Genomic DNA, 12,887 nt, shown 5'->3' on the forward strand with positions numbered 1-12,887 from the left:
TCTCAATCTGGAGACTGGAGCCATGGCCGCCGAGAAGAACGCCTTCGTGTGGAACGATCCTTTCCTGATCGAGGATCAGCTTTCCGAGGACGAACGCATGGTGCGCGACGGCGCGGCCGCATTCGCGGCCGACAAGCTCGCACCGCGTATCGAGGAAGCTTACGCCGACGAGAAGACCGATCCCTCGATTTTCCGCGAGATGGGCGAGGCCGGCCTGCTGGGCATCACCATTCCGGAGGAATATGGCGGGCTCGGTGCCAATTACGTGACCTACGGGCTGGTGGCGCGGGAAGTCGAGCGCGTCGATTCCGGCTACCGCTCGATGATGAGCGTGCAATCGTCGCTGGTCATGTTTCCGATCCATGCCTATGGCTCGGAAGAGCAGCGCAGGAAATACCTGCCGAAGCTGGCGTCGGGCGAGTGGATCGGCTGCTTCGGTCTCACCGAGCCCGATGCCGGTTCCGACCCCGGCGGCATGAAGACAAGGGCCGAGAAGACGGCGAGCGGCTACAAGCTCTCCGGCTCCAAGATGTGGATTTCCAACGCGCCGATCGCCGACGTTTTCGTCGTCTGGGCCAAGTCGGCCGCGCACGACAACCAGATCCGCGGCTTCGTGCTGGACAAGGGCATGAAGGGGCTGTCGGCGCCGAAGATCGGCGGCAAGCTGTCGCTGCGGGCCTCCATCACGGGCGAGGTGGTGATGGAAGGCGTCGAGGTCGGCGAGGAGGCGCTGCTGCCCAACGTTTCGGGTCTCAAAGGTCCGTTCGGCTGCCTCAACCGCGCACGCTACGGCATCTCCTGGGGCGCCATGGGCGCTGCCGAGGATTGCTGGCATCGGGCGCGGCAATACGGCCTCGACCGCAAGCAGTTCGGCAAGCCGCTCGCCGGCACGCAGCTGTTCCAGAAGAAGCTCGCGGACATGCAGACCGAGATCGCGCTCGGCCTGCAGGGCTCGTTGCGCGTCGGACGGCTGATGGACGAAGGCAAAATGGCGCCCGAGATGATCTCCATCGTCAAGCGCAACAATTGCGGCAAGGCGCTCGATATCGCCCGCCAGGCCCGCGACATGCATGGCGGCAACGGCATCCAGATCGGCTATCACGTGATGCGCCATGCGCAGAACCTGGAGACGGTCAACACCTATGAGGGCACGCATGACGTGCATGCGCTGATCTTGGGACGGGCGCAAACCGGGCTGCAGGCGTTTTTCTGAGCGGCCGATGGCTCATCCTCGGACCTTGACCCGAGCATCGATGCCCTGACATCGAGGGCCGCTGCGGTGCACACTGCGAAGGATCGCAACCCAGCAGCCCATCTTCTGAGCCGCTGTGGATTCGGCCAAGGTCGCGGCATGGATTCGGGAGTCTGCGCTCCGCTTCGCGTCGCTCCGCCCTGGACTTACGAAGTGCAGCGCAACATCCGCTTGGAGAATGCCCGGGACTTGTGTCAGGGTCAGGCGGTTGAAACGCCATTCTCCGGGGACCCATGGCAATTCTGGCAGCCGTCCACCACCTGACCCACTACAAATATGACCGGCCGGTGGTGCTCGGCCCTCAGGTGATCCGGCTGCAGCCGGCGCCCCATTCGCGCACCAAGGTGCTCAGCCACTCGCTGAAGGTCGAGCCGAAGAATCACTTCGTCAACCTGCAGCAGGACCCGTACGGCAATTTCCTCGCCCGCTTCGTCTTCCCGGAGCCAGTCAACGAGCTCAAGATCGAGGTCGACCTCGTCGCCGACATGACGGTCTACAACCCGTTCGACTTCTTCGTCGAGGAGGCGGCCGAAACCTTTCCGTTCGACTATCCGGAAGAGATCCGGGAAGACCTGGCCATCTACCGGACGCCGGAACCGGCCGGGCCGCTGCTGTCGAAATTCCTGGAAAGCATCGATCGGAGCCCGACCAACACGGTCAACTTCCTCGTCGGCCTCAACGCGCGGCTGCAGCGCGAGATCGCATATATCGTGCGCATGGAAACAGGCGTCTATTCGCCGGAGGAGACGCTCGCCGCGGCCAAGGGCTCGTGCCGCGATTCGAGCTGGCTGCTGGTGCAGATCCTGCGCAATCTCGGCATCGCCGCGCGCTTCGTCTCCGGCTATCTGATCCAGCTCAAGCCGGATCTCGTCTCGCTGGACGGACCGCCCGGAACCTCGGTCGATTTCACCGACCTGCACGCCTGGTGCGAGGTCTATATTCCGGGCGCCGGCTGGATCGGCTTCGACCCGACCTCCGGCTTGCTGACCGGCGAAAGCCATGTGCCGCTGGCCGCGACCCCGCACTACCGCAACGCCGCGCCGATCTCCGGCATGGCGAGCTTCGCCAATGTCGATTTCGGCTTCGACATGCGGGTCGACCGCATCGCCGAGCATCCGCGCATCACCAAGCCGTTCTCGGACGAAAGCTGGGAGGCGCTCGATGCGCTTGGCAACAAGGTCGATGCCATTTTGCGCGAGCAGGACGTGCGGCTCACGATGGGCGGGGAGCCGACCTTCGTGTCGATCGACGATTTCGAGTCCGCCGAATGGAACACCGCGGCGGTCGGCCCGACCAAGCGCGACAAGGCCGATCAGCTCATCCGCCGGCTGCGCGAACGCTTTGCGCCGGGCGGTTTCCTGCATTACGGCCAAGGCAAATGGTATCCGGGCGAAAGCCTGCCGCGCTGGACCTTCTCGCTCTACTGGCGCACCGATGGCGAGCCGGTGTGGAGCGACCCCTCGCTGATCGCACGGGAGACGGGCAACACCGCTGTCGGGCCGGAGCAGGCAGAGAAGCTGCTCAAGGCGATCGCCGGCGAACTCGCCATCGAGCCGTCGTTGGTCAGCGAGGCTTATGAGGATCCGGGCGAATGGCTGCTCAAGGAAGGCAAGCTGCCGGACAATGTCGACCCTTCCAACTCGAAGCTGGAGGACCCGGAAGAGCGCAGCCGCATGGCGCGCGTCTTCGAGCGCGGGCTGACCAGGCCCTCCGGCTATGTGCTGCCGGTCCAGCGCTGGAACAGCCAAGCCGCGGGGCAGCGCTGGCGTTCGGAGAAATGGAAGACGCGGCGCGGCCGCCTGTTCCTGGTGCCGGGCGATTCTCCGGTGGGTTACCGCCTGCCGCTCGGCGCACTTCCTTACGTGCCGCCGGCGCAATTTCCCTATATCGTGCCGGTCGATCCGTCGGTGCCGCGCGGGGCCTTGCCGGCGCGCGAGACAATCCTGCCGAGAGCCGCCCAGGCAGAGCCTGACGGCGCCGATGAAATGGCGCGGCGCCAGCAGGCGGTGTCCTTCACCGTCGCGACCGGCCAGCAGGACCGCATCGAACAAGAGATCACCGAGATCGGCGGCGCGGTGCGCACCGCGCTCACCGTCGAGCCGCGCGACGGGCGGCTTTGCGTGTTCATGCCGCCGGTCGAGGCGCTGGAAGACTATCTCGAACTCGTGGCGGCGGCCGAGAACGCGGCCAAGGCCATCGGCCTGCCTGTGCACATCGAGGGCTACGCCCCGCCGCACGATCCGCGCCTCAATGTCATCCGCGTGGCGCCCGATCCCGGCGTCATCGAGGTGAACATCCATCCGGCTGCCAGCTGGCAGGAATGCGTCGCCACGACCACGGCGATCTATGAGGAAGCCAGGCAGTCGCGACTTGGTACCGACAAGTTCATGATCGACGGCCGCCACACCGGCACCGGCGGCGGCAACCATGTCGTGGTCGGCGGCGCCACACCCAACGACAGTCCATTCCTGCGCCGGCCGGACCTTCTGAAAAGCCTGGTGCTGCAGTGGCAGCGCCATCCGTCGCTGTCCTACCTGTTCTCAGGCTTGTTCATCGGCCCGACCAGCCAGGCGCCACGCTTCGACGAGGCGCGGCACGATTCCCTCTACGAGCTCGAGATCGCGCTGGCGCAGGTCCCGCATCCCGACAAGGGCGAGGCGCCCTTGCCGTGGCTGGTCGACCGGCTGTTCCGCAACCTGCTCACCGATGTGACCGGCAATACGCATCGTTCGGAAATCTGCATCGACAAACTGTTCTCGCCGGACGGTCCAACGGGCCGGCTCGGACTGGTCGAGTTCCGCGGCTTCGAGATGCCGCCCAATGCGCGCATGTCGCTCGCCCAGCAATTGCTGGTCCGGGCCATCATTGCACGCGCCTGGAAGAACCCGCTCGACGGACGGTTCGTGCGCTGGGGGACCTCGCTGCACGATCGCTTCATGCTGCCGCATTATGTCTGGGCGGACTTCCTGGACGTTCTGGAGGACTTGAAGCTCAACGGCTTCGACTTCCGTTCCGAATGGTTCGCCGCCCAGCTCGAATTCCGTTTCCCGTTTTGCGGCGAGGTGCAGCACGCCGGTGTCAAGCTGGAACTCAGGCAGGCGCTGGAGCCCTGGCATGTGATGGGCGAGCAGGGCGCCATCGGCGGGACCGTCCGCTTCGTCGATTCCTCGGTGGAAAGGCTGCAGGTGAAGACGGAAGGGCTCAATCCGGAGCGTCACGCCGTCGTCTGCAACGGACGCATCGTGCCGATGAAAGTCACCGACAATCGCGAGGTGGCCGTGGCGGGCGTGCGCTTCAAGGCCTGGCAGCCGGCCTCAGGCCTGCATCCGGCCTTGCCCGTCAACACGCCGCTGGTCTTCGACATTTACGACCGCTGGTCGGGCCGCTCGGTCGGCGGCTGCGTCTACCATGTCGCGCATCCCGGCGGTCGCAACTACGACACCTTCCCGGTGAACGGCAATGAGGCCGAAGCCCGGCGGCTTGCCCGGTTCGAGCCGCGCGGTCATACGCCTGGAACCTATGAGCTGCGACAAGAGGAAGCTTCCGAGGAGTTCCCGATGACCCTTGACCTGCGGCGGCCTCAGAGACTCTGATCGGCAATGGCAAAGGGGAATCAGAAGAGGGTGCGCGGTAGGCCGCAGGCGAACAGCCTGCTGGAGCACTATCGGCCGATCGAAGGGGTCGTCGACGAGATGGTCGACGCCTCAGGCAATCCGCGCCCGGCCTGGCGGTCCTTCATCGAGGCTCTCGGCGACCTGGGCGCGGACAGGCTCGCACAGCGATTTGCCCGCGCCGACCAGTATCTGCGCGACGCCGGCGTCTATTATCGCGTCTATGACAAGGCCGGCGCCAACGAGCGTGCATGGCCGCTGGCGCATGTCCCGTTGCTGATCGATGAGCTGGAGTGGGCCGAGATCAGTGCCGGCCTCATCCAGCGCGCCGATCTGTTCGAGGCGATCCTCGCCGACATCTATGGCCCGAACCGCCTGGTCGAGAAAGGCATCCTGCCGGCCAGGCTGATTGCGGCCAGCCCGGAATATCTGCGTCCGGTTGTCGGCACCCGGCCGGCCAGCGGCCATTTCCTGCATATGCTCGCTTTCGAGCTTGGCCGTGGTCCTGACGGTCGCTGGTGGGTGCTGGGCGACCGAACGCAGGCGCCATCGGGCGCCGGTTTCGCGCTGGAGAACCGCGTCGCCACCACGCGAGCCCTGTCGGACATCTATGGCGAGATGCATGTGCACCGCCTGGCCGGCTTCTTTCGCCGTTTTCGCGATGCGCTGAACGGCATGGCGAAGGAATCCGGCGGTCGCGTCGCCATCCTGACGCCTGGACCGCTCAATGAGACCTATTACGAGCACGCCTATATCGCACGTTATCTCGGCATCATGCTGCTCGAGGGCGAGGACCTGACCGTCTCCGGCGGCAAGCTGATGGTGCGCACCGTCTCTGGTCTGAAGCCGATCGGGGTGCTGTGGCGGCGGCTCGACGCCGCCTTCGCCGATCCGCTCGAACTCAACGCGGATTCGCAGATCGGCACGCCCGGATTGGTCGAGGCGATCCGCCGTGGCGCCGTCTCGGCGGTCAATGCGCTTGGCTCGGGCCTGATGGAAACGCGAGCGCTGCTTTCCTTCCTGCCCAGGATATCGCGCGAATTGCGGGGCGAGGATTTGTCCCTGCCGAACGTCGCCACCTGGTGGTGCGGGCAGCAGGCCGAGCGCAACCATGTGCTTGCCAATATCGAGCGCCTGGTCGTCGGTCCGGCGCTGTCGACACGGGTGGCTTTCGAAGACGACGGCGCGACACGACTGGGCTCAGCGCTTTCGGCGGAGGAGCGGGCGGAACTGGTCGCGCGCATCGAAAGGGAAGGCGCAGCCTTCGTCGGCCAGGAAGCGGTGACGCTTTCGACGACCCCGGTGTTCGCCGACGGCCGGCTGCAACCGCGCCCGGCCAGCCTGCGCGTCTATCTGGCGCGCACGCCCGACGGCTGGACGGTGATGCCGGGCGGGTTCGCTCGGGTCGGCTTCTCGCTCGATCCGACGGCGATCGCCATGCAGCGCGGCGGCCAGGCGGCGGACGTCTGGGTGGTCAGCGACAGGCCGGTCGAGCGCGAGACCCTGCTGCCGCAGGAAAGCGACGGCTTCATCCGCACCATGCCCGGCAGCCTGCCGAGCCGTGCAGCGGAGAACCTGACCTGGCTTGGCCGCTACATAGAGCGGTCGGAAGACACGGTGCGTATCCTGCGCGCCTATCACGTGCGGCTGGCGGAAACCTCCGATCCCGAGATGCCGCTGCTCGCCGACATTAGGGACTATCTCGAACCGTTCGGCATCGAGGTTGAATCCGCGATCCCACTGGGGCTGATCAGCACGTTGGACAGCGCCGTCTATAGCGCCGGCCAGATCCGCGACCGCTTCTCGCCGGATGGCTGGCTGGCGCTGAAGGACCTGTCGAAGACGATCCACCAATTCGCCAGCACAGTGGCGCCCGGCGACGACGCGACGCGGGCGATGACGGTGATGCTGCGCAAGCTCGCCGGCTTTTCCGGCCTGCTGCACGAAAACATGTACCGCTTCGCCGGGTGGCGCTTCCTGGAGATTGGCCGCCGGCTCGAGCGCGGCATCCAGATCGCCCGCACGCTCGCCTGCCTGACCAGGGCGGACGCTCCCGACGGCGCGCTCGACATGATGCTGGAGATCGGCGACAGCGTCATGACCCATCGCCGGCAGTATCCCGTGCAGGCGGGGCGGCGCACCGTGATCGACCTTCTGGCGCTCGACCCGCTCAATCCCCGCTCGATCCTGTTCCAGCTCGAACGGTTGAAGGCCGAGATCGGCATGCTGCCCTCGGTCGGCGGCGAGGGGCACATGTCGCCCGCTGCCAAGGAAGTCCTGCAGCTCAACACTGCCATCGCCGTGATGGAGCCCTCCGATATGACCGCGCAGGTGCTCGACGAACTCGCCAACCAGATCGGCGACCTCTACAGCAGGCTGGCCAAGGCCTATTTCGGATAAGCGGCGATGCTGTACGACATCAGGCTTCATCTGCATTACGACTATGCCACTGCCGCCGGCGGGGGGCGGCACCAGGTGCGGGTGATGCCGCAGACGATCGCCGGTGTGCAGCGGGTGATCGCCGCCTCGCTGTCCTTCCAGCCATCGCCGGCCGAGCGCGCCGATTTCGCCGATTTCTTCGGCAACAGCGTCACCTCGATCGCCTTTCGCGACGCGCACGAGAAATTGGACATCAGGATGAGCGCGCGCGTGTCGGTTTCGCGGCCGGAACCCGGCCTCGACGTGTCCCCGGACGTTCATGGCCTGAAGACGGAGCTCGATTCGGTGCGCTCGCTGTCGCCATCGGCGCCGCATCACTTCCTCGCAGCCAGCGACCATGCCGGCATCGATGCGGCGATCACCGACTATGCGCGGCAAAGTCTCTCGGGTTCCACGGTCGCCACCGCCATCGACCTCTGCAACCGCATCCACCGCGATTTCACCTATGACGGCAAAGCGACCACGGTTGAGACGCGGGCGAGCGACGCCTTCGCGCTGAAACGTGGCGTCTGCCAGGACTTCTCGCACATCATGATCGCCGGCCTGCGCGGGCTCGGCATTCCGGCCGGCTATGTCAGCGGCTTCCTTCGTACGATACCGCCGAAAGGCAAACCGCGGCTCGAAGGGGCTGATGCCATGCATGCCTGGGTCAAGGCTTGGTGCGGTCGGGACGCCGGGTGGCAGGAATTCGATCCGACCAACGGCATGCGGGCAAGCAACGACCACATCACCGCAGGTTACGGCCGCGACTATTCCGACGTGGCACCGATCGTCGGCGTGCTGAAAACCACGGGCGGCCAAGTCGGCGAGCAAGCCGTCGACGTCATCCCGGTCGCGGTCGAGAACGTGTGACGCCCAATAGCGGTGCGGACCACGATTGCTTCCCGACCTCAGAATGCCAACCGCAGCGCATTTGATGAGACGCGAACGGCCGAGTTGAAGCCGATCGATCGGCGTCGCGGGAACCAGGCCCGGGCACGCGGCTTATCTACGGACGCAGTTCCGTGGAGCCATCATGTTGCAACAACGAGCACAACCGTCCTCCGACCAGCTGGCAGTCAACGAGGAAACGCAGAAGAACGGTGCGCAGACGTCCGCCGAACGCGCCTCGTTGAGCTATGTGAGCGACGCCGATCCCGGCATTCGCCGATTGATAAAAGGCAAGGGATTTTCCTATCTCGGACCGAACGGCCGCGCCGTCGATCCAGCGACGCTTGACCGCATCAAGGCGATCGTCATTCCGCCCGCCTGGACGGATGTGTGGATCTCCCCCGATCCGAACGGCCACATCCAGGCGACCGGACGGGACCAGCGCGGCCGCAAGCAGTATCGCTATCATGCGCAATGGACCGAGGAGCGGGACGGCGTCAAATATTCCAGCCTCGTCGCTTTTGCGGAAAGCCTGCCTGGGCTGCGGCGCCAGGTCGACGCCGATTTGCGCCGGCGCGGCCTGCCGCTGGAACGCGTCGTCGCCTCGATCGTCTGGCTGCTCGACAACACGATGATCCGCGTCGGAAACGCCGCTTATGCCCGGGACAACAAGAGCTTCGGCCTGACCACGCTGCGCGACCGCCATGTCGACATCGAAGGTTCCAGCCTGCGCTTTGCCTTCAAGGGCAAGTCCGGCAAGGAATGGAAGCTGAAGCTGGTCGATCGCCGCATCGCGAGAGTGGTACGAGGAGCGCAGGATCTGCCCGGCCAGAAGCTGTTCCAATATCTCGGCGAAGACGGCAATCGGCGGCCCGTTCGCTCGGAGGACGTCAACGCCTATATTCGCGCGGCCGCTGGCGCCGAATTCAGCTCAAAGCACTTTCGCACATGGGGCGGCACCATCCATGCGGCGTCGCTGTTCGCCCAGGCCGAACTTCCGGAGAGTGCCGCCCAGCGGAAGCGGGCGATGAACAGCATCATCGACAAGGTGGCAGAAAGGCTGGGCAATACGCGAGCCGTGTGCCGCCGTTGCTACATCCATCCGCTGGTCTTCGAAGCGTGGTCGGAAGGCAGGCTGCTCAACGAGATGGCCGAAGCCAACAAGCGACAGCGCCTTATCAACGGCCTCGACGAGGAGGAGACGCTGGTTCTGAGGTGGCTGCAGGCGCACGGAGCCTGACGAACGCCGCCACAGTAAGTCCGTGATCGTCCTATGAATTTTTTTGTCGACCTTGTGTCGGGAAGGGTCCTACTGTCGCGTCCTTTGATACGGAAAGGACGCACCATGCTCTACGCCATCCTCTGCTACGCCTCTGAAGACGTCGTCTGCTCCTGGAGCAAGGAACAGGACGACGAGGTCATGGCAAAGCTCCTCAACGTCCAGGACAAATATGCCAAGGCGGGCCGGCTCGGTCCGGTGGCGCGGCTGTTGCCGACGACCGCCGCGACGACGCTGCGAAAGGTCAAGGGCGAGGCGGTCGTGTTCGATGGTCCGTTTGCCGAGACCAAGGAGCAATTCCTTGGCTTCTACACGCTGGATTGCCGCGATCTCGATGAGGCCGTGGCGTTTGCGCGCGAGCTGTCCGAAGTCAATCCGAGCGGCGGATCCTACGAGATCAGGCCGATCTCGATCTTCAACCCGACCAAGGTCCCAGCATGACCGAGCTTGCCTGGATCAGCAACGCGATCAGCACCGCCCGCCCGCAGGCGATGGGCGCGCTGCTGCGCTATTTCCGCGACCTCGATGCAGCGGAAGAAGCTTTCCAGGATGCATGCCTGAGGGCACTCAAGAACTGGCCGAAGAACGGACCGCCGCGCGATCCGGCGGCGTGGCTGATCTTCGTCGGGCGCAACAGCGGCATCGACGCGGTGCGCAAGCGGGCTAAGCAGGCGCCGATGCCGGAAGAGGAGCATATCTCCGATCTGGAGGATGCCGAGAGCGACATTGCCGAGCGGCTGGACGGCGCGCATTACCGCGACGACATCCTGCGGCTGTTGTTCATCTGCTGCCATCCGGACCTGCCGGCCACGCAGCAAATCGCGGTGGCGCTGCGCATCGTCTCCGGTCTCACCGTCAAGCAGATCGCGCGCGCCTTTCTGGTCGGCGAAAGCGCCATGGAACAGCGCATTACCCGTGCCAAGGCGCGGATTGCCGACGCCGGCGTACCGTTCGAGACGCCGGGTGCCGTCGAGCGCTCGGAGCGGCTCGCGGCGGTCGCGGCTATGATCTATCTCATCTTCAACGAGGGCTATTCGAGCAATGGCGGCGAGGCGCCGGCGCGAGCTCCGCTCTGCGAGGAGGCGATCCGCCTCGCGCGCCTGCTGCTGCGGCTCTTCCAGGCGGAACCCGAGATCATGGGGCTGACCGCGCTGCTGCTTCTCCAGCATGCACGCGCGCCGGCGCGTTTCGATCAGAATGGCGAGATCGTGCTGCTGGAGGACCAGGACCGGTCGCTGTGGAGCCGCAAGATGATCGACGAGGGTTTGGCGCTGGTCGACAAGGCGCTGCGCCATCGCCAGCCTGGTCCCTATCAGGTGCAGGCCGCAATCGCGGCGCTGCATGCGCGGGCGGCAACGCCCGAGCAGACCGACTGGACCGAGATCGACCTGCTCTACGGCCTGCTGGAGCAGATGCAGCCGTCGCCGGTGGTGACGCTGAACCGCGCCGTCGCCGTCAGCAAGGTGCGCGGGCCGGAGGCGGCACTTGCCCTGATCGAGCCGTTGGAAGAGAGACTGTCCGGTTATTTCCACTTCTTCGGACTGCGGGGCGGCCTGCTGATGCAGCTTGGCCGCAACGAGGAAGCGCGTGTGGCGTTCGACCGGGCGATCGCGCTTGCCAATACCGCCGCAGAGGCTGCGCATATCCGCATGCATATCGACCGGCTGATCAAGGAAAGCGCCGCGAAGCCGATCCAGAAGAAAGCGCGCTGATCCGCACCTCCGCAGCCTGGCCCAATTTTGCAGACCGGGGTTGGACCATGCCGGGGTGGCGGTTTTTCCCTGAAACGAGTAATTCCACGCCATCAAAGCGCCGACTGTGCCGGAACCGGCACCCACAGGCATGATTCAAGGTGTCTCCCCATCGCCACTGAGCGGCGGGATGTGAAAGGGATAACAATGACCATAGCGAAGGAAACGGCTTCACTTCTGGAAAAGCTCGGCGTCGGCAAAGACGCGCTTTCCGGCGGCGACCTCGTTGTGCGCAGCCCGGTGACTGGCGAGCAGATCGCGGCGCTGAGGACCATTTCGGCGGCCGATACGGGCAGGGCAATCGATGCCGCGCACAAGGCTTTCCAGGCCTGGCGGCTGGTGCCGGGGCCCAAGCGCGGCGAACTGGTGCGCCTGCTCGGCGAGGAACTGCGCGCGCATAAGGCGGAACTCGGCCGGCTGGTTTCGATCGAGGTCGGCAAGATCCCGTCCGAGGGCCTCGGCGAAGTGCAGGAGATGATCGACATCTGCGATTTCGCGGTCGGTCTTTCGCGCCAGCTGTATGGGCTCACCATCGCCACCGAGCGTCCTGGACACCGCATGATGGAGACCTGGCATCCGCTCGGCGTCGTCGGCGTGATTTCGGCCTTCAACTTCCCGGTCGCGGTGTGGTCGTGGAACGCAGCACTTGCGCTGGTCTGCGGCGACGCGGTGGTGTGGAAGCCGTCGGAAAAGACGCCGCTGACCGCACTTGCCTGCGAGGCGATCTTCAAGCGCGCCGCCAAGCGCTTCGGCGCCGACGCGCCGGAAGGCCTGCTGCAGGTGCTGATCGGCGATCGTGCCGTCGGCGAGGCGTTGGTCGATCATTCGAAGGTGCCGCTGGTCTCGGCCACCGGCTCGACCCGCATGGGCCGCGAGGTCGGCCCGCGTCTGGCGAAGCGCTTTGCGCGTGCGGTGCTGGAGCTTGGCGGCAACAATGCCGGCATCGTCTGTCCGACCGCCGATCTCGACATGGCGCTGCGCGCGATCGCGTTCGGCGCGATGGGCACGGCCGGCCAGCGCTGCACGACGCTCAGGCGCCTGTTCGTGCATGACAGCGTCTATGACGCGCTGCTGCCGCGACTGAAGAAGGCCTATGAGAGCGTCTCCGTTGGCAATCCCTTGGAGACATCGGCGCTGGTCGGTCCGCTGATCGACAAGGCGGCCTTCGACAACATGCAGAAGGCGCTGAAGGAGGCGGAAGCGCATGGCGGCAAAGTCACCGGCGGCACGCGCGTCGAGAACGGTCATCCCGACGCCTACTATGTGCACCCGGCGTTGGTCGAGATGCCGAAGCAGGTTGCCCCGGTGACGGAAGAGACCTTCGCGCCCATCCTCTATGTGATGAGATATTCCGATTTCGATGAGGCCCTCGACCTGCACAATGCGGTCGGCGCCGGCCTGTCATCGTCGATCTTCACCCGCGACCTGCAGGAATCCGAGCGTTTCCTCGGCGTGGACGGTTCGGATTGCGGCATCGCCAACGTCAATATCGGCACTTCCGGTGCGGAGATCGGCGGCGCGTTCGGCGGCGAGAAGGAGACCGGCGGCGGCCGTGAGAGCGGCTCCGATGCCTGGAAAGCGTATATGCGCCGCGCCACAAACACGGTGAACTTCTCCAAGGCGCTGCCTCTGGCGCAGGGCGTCTCCTTCGACATCGACTGAGGTCCTTGCAGCGGATCAGCCTT

Annotated in this window: 8 protein-coding genes; all 8 read left to right on the forward strand. The window is 65.4% G+C overall.

What is annotated here, in order from left to right:
* Positions 1–22: 22 nt before the first annotated feature.
* The 8 genes from EN818_RS20930 (at position 23) to EN818_RS20965 (ending at position 12,864) form a co-directional block, all read left to right on the forward strand.
* Positions 23–1,213, forward strand: a complete 1,191-nt coding sequence (locus tag EN818_RS20930; protein ID WP_095806208.1) for an acyl-CoA dehydrogenase — start codon at positions 23–25, stop codon at positions 1,211–1,213.
* A gap of 272 nt (positions 1,214–1,485) precedes the next feature.
* A complete protein-coding gene (locus tag EN818_RS20935; protein ID WP_095806207.1) occupies positions 1,486–4,845 on the forward strand; it encodes a transglutaminase family protein in 3,360 nt (1,119 codons plus the stop codon).
* 6 nt (positions 4,846–4,851) lie between these two features.
* Entirely contained in the window at positions 4,852–7,263 is a 2,412-nt protein-coding gene (locus EN818_RS20940; RefSeq protein WP_129553823.1) for a circularly permuted type 2 ATP-grasp protein, read from the forward strand.
* A 6-nt stretch (positions 7,264–7,269) separates the two neighbouring features.
* A complete protein-coding gene (locus tag EN818_RS20945; RefSeq protein ID WP_095806205.1) occupies positions 7,270–8,154 on the forward strand; it encodes a transglutaminase family protein in 885 nt (294 codons plus the stop codon).
* Between the two features lie 163 nt (positions 8,155–8,317).
* Positions 8,318–9,412 (forward strand): DNA topoisomerase IB, encoded by a 1,095-nt coding sequence (locus EN818_RS20950; RefSeq protein WP_095806204.1) that lies wholly within the window; start codon positions 8,318–8,320, stop codon positions 9,410–9,412.
* Between the two features lie 105 nt (positions 9,413–9,517).
* The gene (locus EN818_RS20955) at positions 9,518–9,892 is read left to right on the forward strand and encodes a YciI family protein (protein ID WP_095806203.1); all 375 of its coding nucleotides are present in this window, start codon (positions 9,518–9,520) and stop codon (positions 9,890–9,892) included.
* Positions 9,889–11,163 carry an RNA polymerase sigma factor gene (locus EN818_RS20960; protein WP_095806202.1) on the forward strand — a complete coding sequence of 425 codons (1,275 nt, stop codon included), beginning with the start codon at positions 9,889–9,891 and terminating at the stop codon, positions 11,161–11,163. The genes EN818_RS20955 and EN818_RS20960 overlap by 4 nt, the downstream gene beginning before the upstream one ends.
* Before the next feature lie 186 nt (positions 11,164–11,349).
* Positions 11,350–12,864, forward strand: a complete 1,515-nt coding sequence (locus EN818_RS20965; RefSeq protein WP_095806201.1) for an aldehyde dehydrogenase family protein — start codon at positions 11,350–11,352, stop codon at positions 12,862–12,864.
* The last annotated feature ends 23 nt before the right edge of the window (positions 12,865–12,887 follow it).

The sequence above is a fragment of the Mesorhizobium sp. M3A.F.Ca.ET.175.01.1.1 genome (assembly GCF_004791945.1).
In the GTDB taxonomy this organism is placed as follows: Bacteria; Pseudomonadota; Alphaproteobacteria; order Rhizobiales; family Rhizobiaceae; genus Mesorhizobium.

What these genes read in the sequence shown, in the direction of transcription:
- EN818_RS20940 (WP_129553823.1), top strand. Translation starts at nt 4,852, where the DNA reads ATGGCAAAGGGGAATCAGAAGAGGGTGCGCGGTAGGCCGCAGGCGAAC.
- EN818_RS20935 (WP_095806207.1), top strand. Translation starts at nt 1,486, where the DNA reads ATGGCAATTCTGGCAGCCGTCCACCACCTGACCCACTACAAATATGAC.
- EN818_RS20930 (WP_095806208.1), top strand. Translation starts at nt 23, where the DNA reads ATGGCCGCCGAGAAGAACGCCTTCGTGTGGAACGATCCTTTCCTGATC.
- EN818_RS20960 (WP_095806202.1), top strand. Translation starts at nt 9,889, where the DNA reads ATGACCGAGCTTGCCTGGATCAGCAACGCGATCAGCACCGCCCGCCCG.
- EN818_RS20945 (WP_095806205.1), top strand. Translation starts at nt 7,270, where the DNA reads ATGCTGTACGACATCAGGCTTCATCTGCATTACGACTATGCCACTGCC.
- EN818_RS20950 (WP_095806204.1), top strand. Translation starts at nt 8,318, where the DNA reads ATGTTGCAACAACGAGCACAACCGTCCTCCGACCAGCTGGCAGTCAAC.
- EN818_RS20955 (WP_095806203.1), top strand. Translation starts at nt 9,518, where the DNA reads ATGCTCTACGCCATCCTCTGCTACGCCTCTGAAGACGTCGTCTGCTCC.
- EN818_RS20965 (WP_095806201.1), top strand. Translation starts at nt 11,350, where the DNA reads ATGACCATAGCGAAGGAAACGGCTTCACTTCTGGAAAAGCTCGGCGTC.